This is a genomic window from Rhizobium tropici CIAT 899 (genome assembly GCF_000330885.1).
In the GTDB taxonomy this organism is placed as follows: Bacteria; Pseudomonadota; Alphaproteobacteria; order Rhizobiales; family Rhizobiaceae; genus Rhizobium; species Rhizobium tropici.
Genome location: NC_020059.1, coordinates 2,696,422 through 2,715,265, shown reverse-complemented (window position 1 = coordinate 2,715,265; position 18,844 = coordinate 2,696,422). Strand labels below are relative to the sequence as shown.

Annotated in this window: 20 protein-coding genes and 1 tRNA gene; 9 read left to right on the top strand and 12 right to left on the bottom strand. The window is 60.1% G+C overall.

The genetic code is table 11. The annotated features are described in order from the left end of the window. Nucleotides 1-123: 123 nt before the first annotated feature. Entirely contained in the window at nt 124-501 is a 378-nt protein-coding gene (locus tag RTCIAT899_RS13370) for a cupin domain-containing protein (RefSeq protein ID WP_015340773.1), read from the top strand. A gap of 61 nt (nt 502-562) precedes the next feature. Here RTCIAT899_RS13370 and RTCIAT899_RS13365 read toward each other — a convergent pair whose 3' ends face one another. After that, nucleotides 563-2,242 carry a phosphoethanolamine transferase gene (locus RTCIAT899_RS13365; protein WP_041677627.1) on the bottom strand — a complete coding sequence of 560 codons (1,680 nt, stop codon included), beginning with the start codon at nt 2,240-2,242 and terminating at the stop codon, nt 563-565. A gap of 229 nt (nt 2,243-2,471) precedes the next feature. Between RTCIAT899_RS13365 and RTCIAT899_RS13360 the strand changes: the two genes are divergently transcribed. After that, a complete protein-coding gene (locus RTCIAT899_RS13360) occupies nt 2,472-2,858 on the top strand; it encodes a response regulator (protein WP_015340771.1) in 387 nt (128 codons plus the stop codon). Nucleotides 2,859-2,876: 18 nt separating this feature from the next. Here the strand turns inward: RTCIAT899_RS13360 and RTCIAT899_RS13355 are convergent, their stop codons facing one another. Both RTCIAT899_RS13355 and RTCIAT899_RS13350 read right to left on the bottom strand, forming a co-directional pair. Then, nucleotides 2,877-3,578, bottom strand: coding sequence for a phosphatase PAP2 family protein (locus RTCIAT899_RS13355; RefSeq protein ID WP_015340770.1), 702 nt, complete (start codon nt 3,576-3,578; stop codon nt 2,877-2,879). Between the two features lie 266 nt (nt 3,579-3,844). Continuing rightward, nucleotides 3,845-4,222 (bottom strand): VOC family protein, encoded by a 378-nt coding sequence (locus RTCIAT899_RS13350; protein WP_015340769.1) that lies wholly within the window; start codon nt 4,220-4,222, stop codon nt 3,845-3,847. Nucleotides 4,223-4,580: 358 nt separating this feature from the next. Here RTCIAT899_RS13350 and RTCIAT899_RS13345 point away from each other — a divergent pair, with 358 nt between their 5' ends. Then, nucleotides 4,581-4,973, top strand: a complete 393-nt coding sequence (locus RTCIAT899_RS13345) for a YciI family protein (protein ID WP_015340768.1) — start codon at nt 4,581-4,583, stop codon at nt 4,971-4,973. Between the two features lie 31 nt (nt 4,974-5,004). Then, nucleotides 5,005-6,276, top strand: coding sequence for an RNA polymerase sigma factor (locus tag RTCIAT899_RS13340; protein ID WP_041677951.1), 1,272 nt, complete (start codon nt 5,005-5,007; stop codon nt 6,274-6,276). Between the two features lie 32 nt (nt 6,277-6,308). On the opposite strand, the gene RTCIAT899_RS13335 is transcribed toward RTCIAT899_RS13340, so the two are convergent. Beyond that, nucleotides 6,309-7,709, bottom strand: coding sequence for an MFS transporter (locus tag RTCIAT899_RS13335; protein ID WP_015340766.1), 1,401 nt, complete (start codon nt 7,707-7,709; stop codon nt 6,309-6,311). A 120-nt stretch (nt 7,710-7,829) separates the two neighbouring features. On the opposite strand from RTCIAT899_RS13335, the gene RTCIAT899_RS13330 reads away from it, so the two are divergent. Beyond that, nucleotides 7,830-8,825, top strand: a complete 996-nt coding sequence (locus tag RTCIAT899_RS13330; protein ID WP_015340765.1) for a LysR family transcriptional regulator — start codon at nt 7,830-7,832, stop codon at nt 8,823-8,825. Between the two features lie 19 nt (nt 8,826-8,844). After that, a complete protein-coding gene (locus RTCIAT899_RS13325) occupies nt 8,845-9,363 on the top strand; it encodes a GNAT family N-acetyltransferase (protein ID WP_015340764.1) in 519 nt (172 codons plus the stop codon). Here RTCIAT899_RS13325 and RTCIAT899_RS13320 read toward each other — a convergent pair. Continuing rightward, nucleotides 9,360-9,821, bottom strand: coding sequence for a cupin domain-containing protein (locus tag RTCIAT899_RS13320; RefSeq protein ID WP_015340763.1), 462 nt, complete (start codon nt 9,819-9,821; stop codon nt 9,360-9,362). The two genes, RTCIAT899_RS13325 and RTCIAT899_RS13320, sit on opposite strands and share 4 nt — an antisense overlap. Nucleotides 9,822-10,192: 371 nt before the next feature. Between RTCIAT899_RS13320 and RTCIAT899_RS13315 the strand changes: the two genes are divergently transcribed. Both RTCIAT899_RS13315 and RTCIAT899_RS13310 read left to right on the top strand, forming a co-directional pair. Continuing rightward, nucleotides 10,193-11,293, top strand: coding sequence for a porin (locus RTCIAT899_RS13315; protein ID WP_015340762.1), 1,101 nt, complete (start codon nt 10,193-10,195; stop codon nt 11,291-11,293). Nucleotides 11,294-11,581: 288 nt separating this feature from the next. After that, complete coding sequence (locus tag RTCIAT899_RS13310; protein ID WP_041677625.1) at nt 11,582-11,893, top strand: hypothetical protein; 312 nt, start codon at nt 11,582-11,584, stop codon at nt 11,891-11,893. A 258-nt stretch (nt 11,894-12,151) separates the two neighbouring features. On the opposite strand, the gene RTCIAT899_RS13305 is transcribed toward RTCIAT899_RS13310, so the two are convergent. From RTCIAT899_RS13305 to xylF, 4 genes are all read right to left on the bottom strand, one after another. Next, a tRNA-Arg gene (locus RTCIAT899_RS13305) sits at nt 12,152-12,228 on the bottom strand. 161 nt (nt 12,229-12,389) lie between these two features. Next, entirely contained in the window at nt 12,390-13,172 is a 783-nt protein-coding gene (locus RTCIAT899_RS13300; RefSeq protein WP_015340760.1) for an ATP-binding cassette domain-containing protein, read from the bottom strand. A gap of 15 nt (nt 13,173-13,187) precedes the next feature. Next, entirely contained in the window at nt 13,188-14,516 is a 1,329-nt protein-coding gene (locus RTCIAT899_RS13295) for a sugar ABC transporter permease (RefSeq protein WP_015340759.1), read from the bottom strand. 287 nt (nt 14,517-14,803) lie between these two features. After that, a complete protein-coding gene (gene xylF / locus RTCIAT899_RS13290) occupies nt 14,804-15,844 on the bottom strand; it encodes a D-xylose ABC transporter substrate-binding protein (protein WP_015340758.1) in 1,041 nt (346 codons plus the stop codon). 223 nt (nt 15,845-16,067) lie between these two features. Between xylF and RTCIAT899_RS13285 the strand changes: the two genes are divergently transcribed. Continuing rightward, nucleotides 16,068-17,309 carry an ROK family transcriptional regulator gene (locus RTCIAT899_RS13285; protein WP_041677624.1) on the top strand — a complete coding sequence of 414 codons (1,242 nt, stop codon included), beginning with the start codon at nt 16,068-16,070 and terminating at the stop codon, nt 17,307-17,309. A 57-nt stretch (nt 17,310-17,366) separates the two neighbouring features. On the opposite strand, the gene RTCIAT899_RS13280 is transcribed toward RTCIAT899_RS13285, so the two are convergent. Genes RTCIAT899_RS13280 through RTCIAT899_RS13270 form a run of 3 tightly spaced genes read right to left on the bottom strand, consistent with a single transcriptional unit; the run spans nt 17,367 to nt 18,705 of the window. Then, nucleotides 17,367-17,990 carry an ATP-dependent Clp protease proteolytic subunit gene (locus tag RTCIAT899_RS13280; RefSeq protein WP_015340756.1) on the bottom strand — a complete coding sequence of 208 codons (624 nt, stop codon included), beginning with the start codon at nt 17,988-17,990 and terminating at the stop codon, nt 17,367-17,369. Nucleotides 17,991-18,034: 44 nt separating this feature from the next. Continuing rightward, complete coding sequence (locus RTCIAT899_RS13275; protein ID WP_015340755.1) at nt 18,035-18,394, bottom strand: SRPBCC family protein; 360 nt, start codon at nt 18,392-18,394, stop codon at nt 18,035-18,037. Then, nucleotides 18,391-18,705 (bottom strand): ArsR/SmtB family transcription factor, encoded by a 315-nt coding sequence (locus tag RTCIAT899_RS13270; RefSeq protein WP_015340754.1) that lies wholly within the window; start codon nt 18,703-18,705, stop codon nt 18,391-18,393. Before RTCIAT899_RS13270 ends, RTCIAT899_RS13275 begins: the two co-directional genes overlap by 4 nt. Nucleotides 18,706-18,844 lie beyond the last annotated feature (139 nt).

The window sequence follows — 18,844 nt, the reverse complement described above, 5'->3', positions numbered from 1 at the left end:
TCTTCGAAGAATTCGATATGCCGATGGCAACCGGCGATATTCTGCAATGCCGGCGTTGCGATCGGTGGTACTCACGCCAATATTAGCTCCGACGTGAGCGCAGTTGAATCAAGGACAAAACACATGGTCGCACTGAAAAAGGTCAATCTTACCAAAGCTTTTGCAGCTTTCGATGAGACGTGGAGCCCGCGCGTCGGCGGCGACGTCAATGATTTCCAGATCAAGCTCGTGAAGCTGGAAGGCGCATTCCATTGGCACCATCATGAGGAAGAGGACGAGCTCTTCCTGGTCGTCAAAGGCACGCTGCGGATGAAGCTGCGCGAGGAAAACGGCGGGGATGTCGTCCTCGGGCCGGGCGAATACATCATTGTTCCGCATGGGGTGGAACATTGCCCGGTCGCCGAGCCGACCTGCGAAGTCGTGCTGTTCGAGCGCAATACGACGCTCAATACCGGCAATGTCGAAAATGAGCGGACGATCCGCGAACCCAAGCGTCTTTGAACGATCTCAATGGCCCCGCGGCCCCGTCAAAAAAAGGGGCCGCCGGACATCGTCTAGTCCATCATTTCAACGCCAGCTTTTTCGATGGCGTCCGGCAGGTGGCGAACACGTCGAGGCTCGGATCATAGACCTTCGTCGAGACGTCCATCATGCCGAGAACGCTGTGGAAGATGTTGTCGTGAGAGTAGGTGCCTTCGGCAGCGCGCTTGGCGAGGCAGGCCATATCGAAACCGGCAGCCTTGGCCAGATCGTCGGCCATCCACACCAGCATCGGCACATGCGTCTGCTGTGAGGGCGCGATGATATAGGGCGTGCCGTGCAGATAGATGCCGTTTTCGCCGAGCGACTCGCCGTGATCGGAGAAATAGAGCACGGAGCCGGATATCGAGTTCGAGCGCTGCTTCAGCTTGTCGATGACCGTGGAGACGATGTGATCCGTGTAGAGGATCGTGTTGTCATAGGCATTGGTGATTTCCTCCTGCGAGCAGGAGCTGAAATCGTTGGAGCGGCAATCCGGCTGGAACCGGCGGAATTCGTCGGGGTAGCGCTGATAGTAGGCCGGGCCATGGCTGCCGAGCTGGTGCAGCACCAGTACGCTGTCGCCCTTCACCTTGTCCAACCAGCCGTCAACCTTGTCGACGAGGATCTCGTCCTTGCATTCGCCGTCCTGGCAGAAGCGCGGATCGGCAGAGTGCGGCAGGAAGGTGTATGAAACGCGATTGGTGACGTCGTAGCTGCCTGTGTCGTTGTCGAGCCAGGTCACATCGACCTTGGCGTGGGTCAGTACATCGAGCAGGTTTTCCGTCTCCAGACCCTTGCGATGGCTATATTGTTGGCGCGTGTAGACCGAGAACAGGCAGGGTATCGAGGTCGCCGTCGCCGTCCCGCAGCTGCTCGTATTCGGGAAATAGACGACGTTGCGCTTTGCCAGCTCCGGATTGGTCATCTTGGCATAGCCGCCAAGCGAGAAGTTCTGCGCGCGGGCCGTCTCTCCGGCAACGATGATTGTCACACGCGGCTTGCCGTTGTCGACGGTGCCGACCCTGCGGGCATCCGTGCCTAGTGGCTCAGCCACGACATTTGCATTTCTTTGCGCATCGATGACGTATCGCACCGCGCTTGTGATCGGCATCACAGGATTGAGCGTATCCATCATGTCTCGGTGGGCACGGCCGATGCCGGCATAGGTCTTGTAGAATGTCGTTCCGGCGGCGACGAAGATCGCCGAACAGGCGAGGATGACGGCGGTATTGTAAGCGAGCTTCTTGAGGATCGGGCGATGGACGATCCGAATCCACACGATGACCAGAGACGGCAAGACACCCGTCAGCAAAACATAGGTGATGAAGCGCGTCGTGATCAGATGGCTGCTTTCCGCGCCTGTCGAAACAGCCGCGTTGCGGATCATCTCCTTGTCGATAATGACGCCGAACTGGTCGTTGAACCAGGAAGATACCGAAGCCACCAGCACGAAGAAAATAAGAACCGGCTTCGTGACGTATTTGGCGGAGAAGAACGTGAAGAGCGCCATGATCGCCGCGTAGATACCAATGACGAAAGCGGCAAAGGCGGCCGGCTCGGCGATGAAATAGCCGTACGCCTTGATCCAGAACATCCGGTTTGTCACAAGGAGTACATAAAGCGTCGCTACAAGGCATAGCGTGATGCTGCCGATTGCTGGCGCGAATTTTTGTCGGCCAGGTGCTACTTTTTCGTTGGTCAATGATTGTCTCCGAGGCATGGGCTGGCGGCTGACGCAGAAAAGCCCATCACTACAGGTGTGCTTTGGCGGTCAAAGCACGCCACCATGGTGATCAATCCTGACATTTACCTGAACGGCGATTTGCCGCGCGGAGCAGGTTCGGCTCGAATTCAAGCTGTCTTTCCTTTTTGTCGATGTTGTGTCGAAAGTTCAGGTTGTCGTCAGAAATACGTCCCATAGGTTCCCGATTGCAATTGGGGATGCAATCGTGCGGCTTCTATTGGTCGAAGACAACACACTGATAGGCAATGCCGTGCAGGATCATCTGAATGCCGATGGCTGGTCGGTCGATTGGTCCATGGATTTGGAGTCTGCCAAGCTTGTCATCGCGGCCGAAGCGCACGACGTGATGCTTCTCGATCTTCGATTGCCCGATGGCAGCGGCCTCGATCTGCTCAAACTCATGGAAGCGCGCGGGGATGCGACCCCGATCATTGTCATGTCGGCCTATGATCAGCTGTCGGATCAGATGAGGGCCATGGATATCGGCGCCGTCGATTATCTGGTGAAGCCATTTGCGCTGAGCGAAATGGCGGTTCGTGTCCGCAAGGCGGCAAGACGCGGCCGGCTGATCCGCATGCGCAATGCCGGCTGAGCCGAGCCAGCTTCAGGATCAGGCCCGCGTTCCCGACCGCAGGAAATCGATGGTCGCTATGGCCGCGGCAAAGAGCACCAGAGACAAGAGCCAGCCGAGCACCGCGTCGGACAGATAATGGGCTCCTGTCATTACCCGCATGACCGGCATCATGATCGAGATGATGGCGAGCGGGATACCCACGGAGAAGCGCAGCCGTGGCGGCAGAAGCAGCACAAGGCAAAGCAGCCAGCCGCCAGACGACGCTTCGCCCGAGACGAAGGAACAGTTTGCAAGACATCGACCGGCGAACGAACCTGCCTGAACGAAATCCAGCGAGCCGCCGAAGAGATCCGTGCTGCGCGGCCTTGGCCTGCCGCCATAGGTTTTGAGCAGCGCGTTGACGATGAGGCCGCAGCCGACGCCGAGCGATATCAGTGCGGCGATATACCGATCCGCTTTCAATGTCCGCCAGCCTGCGCCGTATTTATACCGAGATGAAATCAGGGCGGCGAAGAGGACAAGAATGGCGATGTATGGCAGGGCGAGCGTCACGTTTCGCACCATGCGAAGGAGAGGATTTTTGGCGAGGGCAAAGGTACCGCAGACGTTACCGACGGTGGTGGCCGATGTGCAAGGCTCCGCCGTGAAGACGCTTTTAGCAACAGCGAGATCGATGCCCGGAAATCGATTGAAGACAAGCAGCAGTGCCCACCAGAGCGCGAACAGCGCGACAAACACAAAAAAGTATTTGCTTACTGGCGCGTTCCGTTTTGTGTAGGCAATGGAGTTGTCGTACATCTAAAAGTCGGCCGCTGAATGAACGTGTTGAGATGTATGCCCGCCCGCGTTGTCAAGGCGGCAGGAAAACACAATCGAGCGACTATTACGACAGAAGCCTTAAGCCAGGCTGAAAGGCAATGATCGGGAAGGCCTATCAAGGCCGCACAACCGCGCCGGATGCATGCGGCAAAGTGTTCGCGTTCCCCTTTGTCCCGGGCGGCGATCTATTCGCCGGTCTTGAAATAGGCTTCCAGCCGGTAACCGTCGGGATCGATGACGAAGGCGGCGTAGTAGAATTGGCTATAATCCGGCCTGATGCCCGGCTTGCCGTTGTCTTCGCCGCCATTGGCGATGCCTGCGGCATAGAAGGCGTCGACGGCTGCCTGGCTCGGGGCCACGAAACAGAAATGCAGCCCGGAGCCGCGATCGGCCGGTACGGGACGTTCGACCTCGCTCACCCAGAATTGCGCACGTTCCGCGCCATATCCGACCGTGCCGTCGAAGTTGGTGACGCGCTCGTAGCCGAGAGGAGAAAGGGCCGCGTCGTAAAATTTCTGCGCCCGCGCCAGGTCTTTGACGCCGATCGAAATATGGTCGAACATGAAACAAGCTCCTGCCGTGTTGTCTGCGAAGCTTTACGGAAGGCCCGCTCCTGGGAAGCGTCGGCTTTCGAAACTCCGCGGATCGATTTCGTCTCACCATCTTGCAACGATCATGGGAAGTCAACAAAACGAAGGGAGGGTTTGTCTGGTCGCTTGATCCGGCTGCTTCTTCCATAAGGCGGTCCGGTGCCTCCGCGCCGCTGAGATAAACGGATGGGTGTCGAATTTACTGCTGTTCGTCTGAGATTTGATTTTTTTGCAACGACTGTCGATTTCCAGAAAGCTGCTTCGTCGTCAATATGAGCGGGTTTATTGAGCGGCAATGGTGCCGGCGTCTCGCTTCCGGAGGAATTTTCCTATGCGTTTCATGTCTATTGTCACCTCTAGCGACCACATGCAGCCGACGCCGGAGCTGTTGGAAGCCATGCACAAACTCGCCGATCGGGAAATCAAGGCCGGCCGCATGATCGATACGGCAGGGCTGATGCCGCTTGCGACGGGCGCCCGCGTCACGATCAAGGATGGCAAATTGAGGGTGGTCGACGGCCCATTCGTCGAGGCCAAGGAGGTCGTCGGCGGCTATGCGATCTTCGAGCTGCAAAGCAAGGAAGAGGCCGTGGCGCTGGCGGTCGAGTTCATGCAGCTGCACAAGGATTTCATGCCCGGCTGGGAAGGCACATGTGAAGTACGCGCCTACTTCGAGCCAAATGCCGAAGGTGTGTGCGACCCGCTCGCTGAAGCAAGGGCATGATGCCCTCGATCTGTCATCGGGGCGGGCGGCCTTGAAAGCCGCCGGCGCCCATCAGGCGATCCTGGCCGTCTGGCGGATCGAACAGCCGCGGCTGATCACCAGTCTCGCACGGTTGCTGCGCGACGTGCCGCTGGCTGAAGATCTGACACAGGAAGCGTTGATCGTTGCCTTGGAACGATGGCCGAAGGCGGGCATCCCCGAGCGACCTGGCGCATGGCTTATGACCACGGCCAAGCACCGGGCGCTCGACCATTTGCGGCGGCGTCGGATGCTGGACCAGAAACACGAAATGATCGTTCGGGAGATGGAGGAGGACGAGCAGATCATGCCCGATCTAGATACTCCTCTCGACGACGATATCGGTGATGAAATGCTGCGCTTGATCTTCACGGCATGCCATCCGCTGATCTCGCGCGAGGCACGGGTGGCGCTTGCCCTGCGAATGATCTGCGGCTTGACGACCGAGGAAATCGCCCGGGCGTTTCTGGTGTCTGAGGCAACGATCGCCCAGCGCATCGTCCGCGCCAAGAAGACCTTGTCGGAATCCGGGCTTTCCTACGAGACGCCGCACGGCGAGGAGCTGTCGCAGCGCCTCGCCTCGGTGTTAGAGGTCGTCTATCTGATCTTCAACGAGGGATATACGGCTGCGCGCGGCGAGAATTGGATGCGGCTGCAATTGTGCAGCGAGGCGCTGCGGCTTGGGCGAATATTGACGTCCGTGGCACCGCAGGAGCCGGAGGCACACGCTTTGCTGGCCTTGATGGAGCTGAACGCATCCCGCGCAGCGGCCAGGACGGATGCCGACGGCAATCCGATTTTGCTGCTCGATCAAAATCGTGACCGCTGGGATCGGCTGCAGATCCGGCGCGGCCTGAAAGCGCTGATACGGGTGCATGAACTCGGCGGTGCCGGTGGAGTTTACGCGTTGCAAGCCGCGATCATCGCATGTCACGCAAAAGCAGGAACGGCCGATGAAACCGACTGGAGGCGGATCGCCGATCTCTATGCGGAGCTTGCCTTGCTCGTTCCTTCCCCGATCGTCGAACTCAATCGCGCTGTCGCCATCGGCATGGCCGACGGTCCCGAGATGGCATTGGAGATCATCGATGGTCTCCGCGATGAGCCTGCATTGAAGGATTATCATCTTCTGCCGAGCGTTCGCGGCGATCTTCTTTACAAGCTCGGCCGATATGATGAAGCGCGGCAAGCCTTCGAGACGGCAGCCGCGCTTGCTGAAAATCAGAGGGAGCGTGATCTCCTCCTGCGCCGCGCCGCCGAAGCCGCTGGCGCCGAGAAGAATTGACCCGCCGGAGAGGCGGGTCACCTTGCTTCGAGCTATTCCGCAGCCTGGTAATTTGCGGCCTTGGCGACGGACGAACGCGGGCCGACCGCTGCGAGCAGCGTGATGGCGGCAGCAAGGATCGTCACGAAACCGATGCCAGCGACATAGGGATTCCAGCCAAAGTTCGGAGCTGCGCTGAAGACGGCGGATGCCGCCGCCAGAATGATGCCGCCGCCGATCTGGAAGGAGGCAAACAGCATGCCCGAAGCCAGGCCGGATTCGTTGTCGCCGACGTCAGAAAGGGCCGCGACCTGGATCGACGGATAGGTCATGGCATAACCGACGCCGAGCAGGAGCTGCGAGATGGCGACGAGCACTATCGTATCTATATGCCCAGCCGACAGCACCCAGAAGAGATAGCTGATGGCCTGCAGTCCCACGCCGAAGGTCATGAGAAGTGTCGTGCCGCGGTTCTGGCCGATCGTCGCAAAGCGTGGTGCCAGGAACATGACGCAGGTGCCGCCGATGGCGAAGGCAAAGCCCGTAGCGAAAGCCGACCAGCCGACGACGGTCTGATAATAGAGCGTCGCGATGAACTGGAAGCCGACATAGGCTCCCTGGTACAGCGCAGCGATGGCATTGGCATGGCTGAGCTTGGTGCGGCGGAACATGGCAAGCGGCACCATCGGATCGTGATGGCGCGATTCCACGATCAGGAACAGCACGATCAGGATCAATGCGGCGAGGAGCGAACCCCAGGTCGCGAAGGCCTGCCAGCCATCGGCGGCGGCATTGGTGACGCCGAAGACGAAGAGCAGCAGGCCGGGCGTGATCGTCAGGGCGCCGGCCCAATCGAAGCGGGCGCGTGGGCCGTTTCGCTTATGATCTGCAGGCAGGACGAGCGGGGCGACGATCAGCGCCAGGATGGCGACGGGAGCCCCCATGACGAGCGTCGCGCGCCAGCTGATGAGCGTTGCCGCTCCGCCCAGCACCATGCCGAGCACGAAGCCGGCAGCACCGGTGGAGGAGAAGACGCCTAGTGCCTTCGCGCGGGCATTGCCTTCTCCAAAGACGGAGAGAAGGAGAGCCAGCGCCGCCGGCGCGGTGAAGGCGGCTGCAATGCCCTTGATCAGCCGGGCGGCGATCAGGGTCGGGGCGCTGTCGACGAAACCTCCGGCAATGCTGGCGGCGGCGAAGACGCCGAGCGACCAGAGGAAGACGCGGCGGTGGCCGAAGAGATCGGCAACACGGCCGCCGAGCAGCAGAAAGCCGCCATAGCCGAGCACATAGGCGCTGACGGCCCATTGCAGCGAGGTCGCCTGCATGCCTAGCTCTTTCTGGATTGCAGGCAGGGCCACGCCAATGGTGGAGACGTCCATGGCGTCGAGGAAATTGGCGGCGCATAGCAGCAGCAACGCCAATCCCGCCCCGCTTCGGGTTTGGGAAGAAGTCATCGGGATCGTTCCTTTCTAGGCTGCCACCTCTTGGGAGGGTGAAAGCGGCAGGGAACGAGAAAATGTACATCTTCAAACCCTATTGCAAATTGATAGTAACCATGTCAGGTATTACTCATAATGATGAATGATGCCACGCTTCGAAAAATCGATCTCAATCTGCTGCTCGCCTTCTCCGTGCTGATGCAGGAGCGGAATGTGAGCCGCGCGGCCGAGCGGCTGCTGCTCGGGCAGCCTGGTCTTTCTGCCGCGCTCCGCCGGCTGCGCGAGACGCTGGATGATGAATTGTTCGTGCGCGTCGGGCGCGGCTTGCAGCCCACGCCGCGAGCGCTATCCATAGCGCCGGCGATCGAGGATGCGCTCTCCGGCATCGAGCGCGCCATTCGCCCGCCGGCAGCCTTCGATCCTGAAAACTGGCACGGCGAGTTCCGCATCGGGCTCTGCGACAATCTCGAATCCTCCTTCTTCGGACCGCTGGTCGCGCGGTTGCGCCAGCTTGCGCCGAATGCGCGGCTGACCAGCGTGGCGTTCGACCGCCGCGACGCCGTCCGCCTGCTGGACGAGGGCGTCTTCGACTTCAGCATCTCGGTGCATGACGAACCGGCCTCCTGGCATGTTCGCGCGCCGCTGTTCCAACAGGCGTCGCTCTGCATCTACGATGGGCGGCATCTCAAATGCGCTGCGCCGCTGAGCCTGAAGCATTTCGCCAATGCGCCGCATGTCACCGTTTCGCTCGAAGGCGCCATATCCACCGGCGTCGATGTCGCTCTCGCGCGCCTCGGCCATCGCCGGCAGGTCGTCGCGACGGTCCCCCGATTTTCGGCGCTGCCGACGACGCTCCGCGCCATTCCAGCCATTGCGACGGTTCCCGAGGCGATTGCGCGCTGCATGGCGCAACTGCACGACCTGACGATTTCGGAGCCGCCGTTCGAGCTGCCTGCCGACCCGGTAACGATGCTCTATCGCCGCGTCGATCAGGCCGACGGCCGTTCGGTATGGTTCCGCCGGCTCTTCGTTGAGGTCGTCAAGGAAGCGCTCGAGGCCAGCGGGTGCCGCATGGGCGTTTCCACGGATGCCTGCTGCTACGATCCGCCTGAACTCGCAGAAGCTGTTTGACCCTTCGAGCGGAGGCGCCATGATCCGTCATACCTCACGCCTTTCCCTGCGGATGCCGGAAGAGGGGGATATCGACTTCCTCACAGCCTTGTTCCTGCGGCCGGAACTGGTCGCCCATAGGCCGGATCCCAGACCGGATCCTCCTGAAGAGAGTGCTCGGCGTCTGGCCCGTGACCGGACACACTGGCGCCTGCATGGATTCGGGCGCTGGGCGATCGAAGCGGAGGGGCAGCTGATCGGTTTCGGAGGCGTTACCGTTTCAACGGAATTCGAGGGGCTCAATCTCTCCTATCATCTGCATCCCGATCATTGGGGAAAGGGCTATGCGACGGAGCTGGTAACGGAGGCGCTGGTCTTCGCCGGCAACGATCTGCAGGCAAAGCGCGTTATCGGGCTCGTGCGCCCCGTCAATACGGCCTCCCGGCGTGTGCTGGAAAAATGCGGATTTCGTTTCGAGCGCGAAGTCATGCTGCATGGAGCGCCGACTCATCTGCTTTCCCATCCGCTGACCGCCGCTCATATCGATGAGCCGACTTAGCCGTCCGGATAGGGCATGCCGTCCTTATGCACGAAGCGGCCGTCGGTGCTCGAGCTCATCATATCGACATCGGAACAGGTGATGAGGTCGGTCGGAGAGCGCGTTCCGACCTCGAGATAGACCGCCGTGGTGCTCGACTTGTTGATCATGTGATGACCATTGCCCGAGCCTTTCGGGAAGGCGGCACAATCGCCGGCGCGCAGCACTGTCTCGCCGCCATCCTCGATCAGCGTCAGTTCGCCCTCCAGCACATAGACGAATTCATCCTCCTCCGAATGCCAATGCCGCTGACTCGACCAATTGCCCGGCGGCAGCCGCATGAGATTGACCCCGAAATCCGTAAGGCCGCCGGCATCACCCAGACGCTGGCGTATACGCTCGGCGCAGGGCTCATTGAACGGGGCGGGGTAACGCGTGCCCTTGATTTCGGGTATGGCTGCAATATCGATCTTCGGCATGAGGGTGTGCCTGCGATTTGCCATGAGGGATGAGCTAGTTGCAGCTTGAAGTCTAGCAAGATTCGTCGCTATCGGTCCAGCGGTGTGTGGCGCGACAGCACGGCAGTCGAGGTGTCAGTTGCCTTGCTTTGTCATCTAATTGTCACCCGGTTGTCATCGCTCATACATATGTGCGGCGTTTGCGCAACACGCCATATGTAGGTGCTGTCACATATGTTTTGGGACCTCTCCACGCTCTTGTAAAAGCAAAATAGTAAATGCAGCTTACTAATCGAAGTGAAGCTTGTGCTTCGAATTAGGCACTGGAACTTGATGTCGAGCGACCCCCAGGTTCGTCCATCGCGCAGGTTCATTCGAAGGATGGAGTTACCATGAACATCAAGAGCTTGCTTATCGGTTCTGCTGCTGCGTTATGCGTCGTATCCGGCGCGCATGCTGCCGATGCTATCGTTGCTGCAGAACCGGAGCCGCTGGAGTACGTCCGCATATGCGACGCGTTCGGCGCCGGCTACTTCTTCATTCCCGGCACGGAGACCTGCTTGCGCGTCGGCGGCAAGGTCCGCACGGAGGGCCAGTGGAAAGATCCCTACAATCGCGCCAGCAACTTCGGCACCAAGTGGCATACCCGCGCCGAGCTCAACCTGAATACCGCAACCGACACCGAATATGGCCCGCTGAAGACCGAGACCATCGTGCGCTGGGACTGGAACGACGGTGGCTCCACCGGCACGAACTTGCTGTGGGCCTACATTACCCTCGGCGGCTTCAGCGTGGGTAAGACGGACTCGCAGTACAACCAGTTCATCGGCTATGCCGGCGATGTGATCCAGGACGATGTCATCTATGACGGCCCGTATGAATTGAACCAGCTGACCTATAATTACGACAGCGGCACGGGCTTTACTGGTGTCATCTCGCTCGAAGACAGCAATTCCGGCACGACCACAAGCGCCTATGGCGGAAGCTGGCAGCTTTCCAAGAGCGATCATTACGCTCCGAACGTTGTTGCCGGTCTCGGCTATAAGGCCGGCGCCTGGCAGTTCCGCGTGGTCGGCGGTTATGACTCTATCGTCGAAGAAGGTGCCATCAAGGCTCGTATCGATGCCGATTTCGGCGTCTTCTCCGCCTTCCTGATGGGAGGCTGGAACACGGACGGCGACAAGCTCAACCAGTATGCCGGTTCGAACCAGAACGTCTCTGCCTGCACGACTTCCGACGGCGTCGTTCACGGCGCGGATTGCGGCTGGGGTGACTGGGCAGTCTGGGGCGGTGTCGGCGTTCCGATCAACGACAAGCTGAAGTGGAACCTGCAGCTCGCCTATACCGACTCGAAGATCTTCGAAGCGACCACGAACGTCAAATTCAATCCGGTCAAGAACCTGCTGATCGAGCCGGAATTCACCTACGTTCACTACGATCTGCCGAGCGACGATACCTTCTCGGGTATCCTGCGCTTCGAGCGGACCTTCTAAGACTTTCGGCCCAGGCTGATCTTCGCAGAAATGAGGCCCGGTCTTCATATCGGGCCTTATCTATCTTGACGGACGACTTTTAAATCTCCGTTCGGCCCGCATCCTGCTGACAGGCACCATGCGGTGCATCGTGACCTCCAGCGCATTCGTCCCCAAACGGGCGCCGGGTCACTCCTGGCAGTGGTCAAACAGCCGATAAGGGAAGTCGGCTCATTGTCATAAATCCAATGCTAATCAACGACTATCTCATTTTCGATAGCGCCCTTCAGCGCGACCAAAGGAAGCCCTATGAAGACGATCATGATACTTGCCGCAATTGGACTGTTCTCCACGAACGCAATGGCCATGTCGGCCTATAATTTCAAGTCGATGACCTGCGCCGCCGTGCATGAAAAGATGGCTCAGGAAGGATCGATCGTGCTGAGATACCCCTCACACCATCCGGGCCTGATGATGTACAACCGGACGGTGTCCAATTCGATGGCTTGCCTCGGACAGGGTTCGATGGCCAGCGCCAGCGTTCCCACGAGTGACGATCCCAGCTGCAAGATCAAGACCTGCAGCTTCGCGACCGGCAAGGGGCCGAACAAGAACCACTGAGGCGGTGGCGCAGGGCTGACCAGCTCTGAGGCAAAACATCGGCAGGGCAGGATACTCTTCTTGCCGGTGCATAATCGCGGGCTGCTCAGGCTGGCGGACTTGACCGGACTGCGGCCTTTGTCCTTTTCCGCGCATTCGGATGCCGGGCCGACCTGATGTTTTTCGGTGAACCGTTCTTCGATCGCTTCCTAGGCACGCTTGCAAGCCGGATCGTGATCGCGGTAGCCGCCTTGCTCTTTTGAAGAGAAGAAAAGAAAGTGGCGCACCCGACAGGATTCGAACCTGTGACCTTTGGAATCGGAATCCAACACTCTATCCAGCTGAGCTACGGGTGCATGCCGTGGCGATTTGAATCGCCTGTCCGATGGCTGGTTCTTAGCCCAGGAAAGGCTTGGCTTCAATGCGGAAAATTCAGGAAAGCGTGAGATCGGACGTTTTGTTGGGATAAGGCCGCGGGCTTCGAGCGCGCGGCCTCGGTGTCATCGGTCGTTCCGGCTCATTCCTTCATCGCGCCGGGGCCGGGGATGGCTTTGGGCGGCACCTTGCCGAGGATGATCATGCCCAGCACTTCGTCCTTGGTGACGTCTTCGGTGCGGGCGTGGCCGACGACCTGGCCGTTCTTCATGACAGAGACGCGGTCGGCCAGGTCGAAGACGTCGTGGATGTCGTGGCTGATGAGGAAGATGCCGATGCCTTCCTTCTTCAGCTGCTTGATCAGCTCGCCGACCTGCGCCGTCTCCTGCGGGCCAAGCGCCGCTGTCGGCTCGTCCATGATCAGGATGCGGGCGTCGAAGAGGATAGCGCGGGCGATCGCCACCGACTGGCGCTGGCCGCCGGAAAGCGCCTTCACCGGTTCCTTGAAGCGCTTGAAGTTGGGGTTGAGGCGCCCCATCACTTCGCGGGCCTTGGCTTCCATCGCGACGTCGTCGAGCGTACCCCAGCGGGTCTGCAGTTCGCGGCCAAGATAGAGGTTGGCGGCGGCGTCGACATTGTCGGCGACGGCGAGCGTCTGGTAGATCGTCTCGATGCCGTATTTCTTGGCGTCGCGCGGGGTGCGGATATCGGCGGGCTCGCCGTTGATCAGGATATCGCCGCTGTCGCGCTTGTAGGCGCCGGAGAGAATCTTGATCAGCGTCGATTTGCCGGCGCCATTATGGCCGAGAAGGGCGACGACTTCGCCGGGGTAGAGGTCCACCGAGGCGTTGTCGACCGCGTGGATGCCGCCGAAGGAGATGGAAATGTTCTTCATTTCCACAAGCGGAGTGGTTTGATCCGTCATGGTTCAGAATTCCTTTTACTTGGCGCGCGAGCGGTAGACGATGTCGAGCCAGACGGCGACCACCAAGACCACCCCGACGACGACGTTTTGAATCGGTGTGTCGACATTGGCGAGCCCCATGCCCGATTGCAGCGACTGCATGACCAGCGCGCCAAGCATGGCGCCGGCGACCGTGCCGCTGCCGCCGGCGAGCGACGTGCCGCCGATGACGGCAGCAGCGATGGTGAAGAGTTCGTAGGTGGTTCCCTGTGAGTTCACAGCCGAATTGAGGCGGGCGGTCGAAATCGCGGCGGCGACGGCGGCGAGCAGGCCCATCAGCGCGAAGATCTTCACGATGACCCAGCGGGTCTTGATGCCGGCAAGCTCTGCCGCTTCCGGATTGCCGCCGATCGCGAAGACATAACGGCCGAAGCGCAGGCGCGTTGCGATGAAAGTCATCGCGATGCCGATGAGAACGGCGATGAGGACCGGCACTGCAATGCCATAGGGGATATCGAGGCCGTTCTCGGGCCACGTGATATTGTGCTCGGTGGCGTAGCGCTTGGCGATGCCGACCGGCCAGTCGTAACTGTTGAAGAGATAGACGGTACCGAGGACGAGCAGGGAACCGAGGCCGGCAAGGAAGTATTCGGCCCAGAGCGGGCGGCGCGGAAAGTGGAAGCGCTTTCTTTGCTGGCGTGAGCCGACGATGCCGACAATGATCAGCAGGCAGGAAATCACGCCGACCACCCAGCTCCAGGTGGCGCCGATCGAGCCGGTGGCGCCGCTGCCGCCCATGATGACGAAGGTGGAATCCATCGGCGCCACGGTCTGACCGCTGGTGACGTACCACGCAAGGCCGCGCCAGACGAGAAGGCCGCCAAGCGTCACGATGAAGGAGGGAACGTTCATGAAGGCGATGATCGCGCCCTGGAAGGTGCCGATGGCCGTGCCAATCGCCAGGCCACAGAGGAGGGTAATGATCCACGTCCAGGAGCTGTCGAAGCCGAGATATTGCGGCAGCCATTTTGCCTGCATGACGCCCATGATCATGGCGACGAAACCGAGCACGGAGCCTACCGACAGGTCGATGTTGCGCGTGACGATGACCAGTACCATGCCCGTGGCGAGAACCGCGATTTCGCAGGTCTGCACCGAAAGGTTCCAAAGGTTTCTCGCCGTCAGAAATTCCCGGCCGTCGAAGACCCTGAGATAGAGATCGAAGCCGATCCAGATGATCAGTAGCGCTCCTATCATGCCGAGCAGGCGGGTATCGATTTCCGTGGCGCGCAGAAACCGGGTGATCGCGCCGGCATCCGCGTTCCTAGGCCCGCTCGATGTGGTGGACTGTGTCATGTCGGCCATCGCTTTGCCGTTCTCCCTCTGTCGGGCGCGGCCGGCGACGCATTCTGGCAATCGCTGGCAATCGCGCCAATCTCAAAAATGTCTGCCATCGCCTGCAACCCGGCCTTTATCCGGTCCCGGTGGCCGCCGTCCGACGGACCAAGGGATGCGGCGGCATACCACACTGCGGGGAAGCTCCGCCTCCAGCTGCAAGGGAGGGTTGTCGGCTTCCAATCCGCATTCGACGCCGCAACGGTGTGCCGCTGCGGCGTCGCTCTTTCGATGAGTAAGCTCGTTCTAAAGTCGGTTTATTTGCAGGCGGCGACAGCGCCTGCCTTGACACCCTGGCAGGCTTCAGCCTTGGAAATCCAGCCGGCGTCGATGACGACGTTCAGATTGTCCTTGGTGATAGCAACGGGGGTCAGGAAGACCGACTTCATGGCGACGTGCTTCGGGCCGCCGTTGAAGGTCTGAACGCCGGAGATCTCGTCCAGCTTCTTGCCCTTGGCAAGATCGATGGCGATTTCAGCGGCGCGCTTGCCGAGTTCGCGCGAGTCCTTCCAGATGGAAACGGTCTGCGTGCCAAGCGCGATGCGGTTCAAGGCTGCCTTGTCGGCGTCCTGGCCGGAAACCGGAACGGAACCGGCAAGGCCCTGGGCGTCGAGAGCGGCAACAGCGCCGCCGGCGGTGCCGTCGTTGGAGGCGACGACCGCGTCAACCTTATTGTTGTTGGCGGTCAGGAACTGCTCCATGTTGCGCTGCGCATTCTGCGGCAGCCAGCCGTCCGTATAGGCTTCGCCGACGTTCTTGATCTTGCCGGCGTCGATGGCGGACTTCAGCACTTCGATCTGGCCGGAGAACAGGAAGTCGGCGTTCGGGTCGGACGACGACCCCTTGATGAAGACATAGTTGCCTTCCGGCTTTGCCTTCAGGACTTCGCGAGCCTGCATGCGGCCCACTTCCTTGTTGTCGAAGGTGATGTAGAAGGCTGCCGGATTTTCGATCAGGCGGTCATAGCCGACCACCGGAATGCCTTCGTCGGCAGCCTTTTCAACGGCCGGGCCGATGGCATCGGAATCCTGGGCGAGAATGATGAGGGCGTTGGCACCCTGCGAAATCAGCGACTCGACGTCGGTCAGCTGCTTGGAAGCGGACGACTGGGCGTCGGCGGAAATGTATTTGGCCCCGACGGCTGCCAGAGCCTTCTTGATGGCTGCCTCATCGGTCTTCCAACGTTCTTCCTGGAAATTCGACCAGGAAACGCCGACGACGAGATCCTTGGCGAAGGCGGCCGTCTGCATGGTCAAAACGATGGCCGCGCCCGCAGCCAGCTTGATGAAAGCTTTCATGTGATCCTCCCGAGTGAATGCGACCGCACGTATCCTGAACTCCCGTCGGCCGCGGCGAAATTGCTGACAAGAAAAGTCTTGGACTTTTTTCTCGACAGTCGAGAAATTTAGTGTCAGAGATTTTTTCAGCTGTCAACACCCGCGCCGCCAGGTTTCATCGGTCGTCCGAAAAAGCTATCAGGGGCTGCGCAGGAGGAGGGTTGAATGAGCAGGGAGTTTGCCGATGCTGGCCAAATCGAGCACCGAATTGGTCCGTCAGAAGAACAGCGCCTTGGTCTTGTCGGCGCTGCGCCGGCATGGCCCGCTCGCCCATACCGAGCTCTCTGATTTCACCAGGCTCTCTTCTGCGACGGTATCGGTCATCACTGCCGATCTCGAGCGGGCGCAGATCATCGAAAAGGCGGAGCAGCAGCCGGCCAGCGGCCGCGGGCGGCCGCGGGTTTTGTTTTCGCAGCGGCGCGATTGCGGCTATCTCATCGTCGTCGTCATCTCGTCGGATGCCGTGCAATATTCTCTCGTCGATTATACCGGCCGCCTGATCGACCGCTTTACCGAGGATAGGCAGCAGAACGTTGCGGGCGTCGAGCGCTTCGTGGCCGCCTTGCGCGATGCCTTGAACCGCATTGTCACCCGATCGCGATTGCCGCGCGATAAGGTGCTGATGATCTCGATCAGCAGCAAGGGGCTCGTCGATACTTCGGCGCCGGTACTGCGCTGGTCGCCGATCTTCGGGCGCGACGAGATCGATTTCGCTGACGTGCTGCGCGATGAATGGCCTGCGCAAATCATTCTCGGCAACGAAACCCTGCTTGTGGCTGCAGCCCTTGGGAGGCAGGAAGAAATCAACACCCGCGGCGACTTCCGCTCGCTGGCGGCGCTGTCGCTCGGCCATAGTATCGGGCTTGGCATCGTGCGCCGGGAACATGAAGGCGGCCATCATATATCGGCGCCCAATTTCGGGCATATGATGCATGTGCCCGGCGGCGGTCTTTGTCGCTGCGGCGCGCGGGGATGTATCGAGGCCTATGCCGGTTTCTACGCCATGCTGCGGACGGCCTTCGACGTGCCGCTGGATACGATCCCGGCGAAGTTCGTGCCGATTGCCGAGCTCGACAAGATCGCTGCGAGCGCGCGCCAGGGCGGGCGCCGCAACGTACTGGCCTTCCGCCAGGCGGGCCTGGCGCTCGGCAATGGCCTTTCGCGTGTCTTGAGCCTGCACGAGCGGATGCCGATCGTCATCACCGGTCCTGGCGTAAGGTACTACGATCTGCTGATCGAGGGCATAACCGAGGGCCTGGCGGAATCGCATGTCGTGCGCATGGAGGGCATGCCGGAGCTGCGCGTCATCGCCGACGAGCCGACGCTCGTTTTCGAAGGACATCTGAACCGCGCATTTTCGATCATCGACAATGACATCGTGAAGAGGGGAGCCTCGGTCGTCGAGTTGCGCGACCAGGCGGGTTGAGAGGCGAGGGCGCCGCAAGCTGTGGCCATGCGCTTGGCCGCAGAATTGTCATCCCAATCAATCCGCCAAGCCCAAAGGCTGTTCGTCTTCGCGGACCTGAAGAATACGGTCGATCAGCCCCCATTCCAGAGCCTCTTCCGCCGTCATGAAGTGATCGCGGTCCATGGCGCGTTCGAATTCCTCATAGGAGCGTCCGCAATGTTCGGCATAAAGCCGCGTCATGCGATGCTTCGTTCGCCTCATTTCTTCGGCGTGAATAAAGATGTCCGATGCCTGTCCCTGGAAACCGCCCAATGGCTGGTGAATATGGATGCTGGCATTTGGAAGCGCGGTGCGCTCACCCGGCTGACCAGACATCAAGAGGAAGGAGCCCATCGAACGGGCGGTTCCCATGCATAGCGTATGAACCGGCGCACGAACGTAACGCATGGTGTCATACATCGCGAGACCGCTGGTTACGACGCCACCGGGCGAATTGATATAAAGGTGGATCGGTCTCTTGGGATTCTCGGCCTCGAGAAACAGCAGTTGCGCGCAGACGAGGGCCGAGACGTCGTCGTTCACCTCACCATTCAGGAAGATGATTCTCTCGCGCAGCAGGCGGGAGTAGATGTCGAAAGATCGCTCCCCTCTGCTGGACTGCTCAACGACCATGGGGACGAGTTGCATCGCTTCGCGCATCGGCGAACTCCAATGTTCTTGAAATTGTTGATAGATCTAGCGCGTCAGGCGGCGCGCATGACGGTCAGGCTGTTATTGTTTGCTGCAGCTCTTTCCGTTTCGCGAAGCCGAACGTCATCGAGCTCGTGGATGATCCGCAGGCTGGTGCCGCCGTTTGCATTCGAAGATATTTTGAAAGTCACGGTGCTTTCGAGGAAGGGCGCTGCATCGTCCCGCAGCCGGTAGGTGACTTCCTTGCCCGGCGTGACCGAGATCGCCTCGGGATTGGCTAAGGCTTCCTGCGGCAGCCAGTTTTGGCGAAGCTCAGGGGTGCTGATTGCACGCCAGACTTTTTCCGGCGGTTCGTCGAGCTGGTATTCCAGCTCGATGCCGTTCTTTCGCTCGGCGATCTTGGGATTGTTCATTGATCCATATCCTTCAACAACACCTTGAGAGCTTCGATGCGAGCAGGCCAATATGCGCGGTATTTCGCCAGCCATTGGGCGATGAGGGCAAGCCCTTCCGGATCGACTTCGTAGTTCACGAAACGCCCCCGTCGTTCTTCCCTGACCAGCCCGGCGCTCCGTAGAACCGCGAGATGCTGGGACATGGCCGGCTGGCTGATCTCGATACCTTCACGCAGGGCGCTGGCATTCATGCCGCCTGTCGCCAGCTTCTCGAAGATGGCGCGGCGGGTCGGATCGGCCAAAGCCCGGAATATCTCATTCTCCATCATGGAAATAGATAAGCACGTACTTATGTGATTCGCAAGAGGTTTCTATCGAAGCCTCTTCGGGAGCTCTGGATCGCGCCAAAGAAAAAATCCGCCGCGAATGGAGATCGCGGCGGACTTTTGGGAGGATCGCATTCCTGGA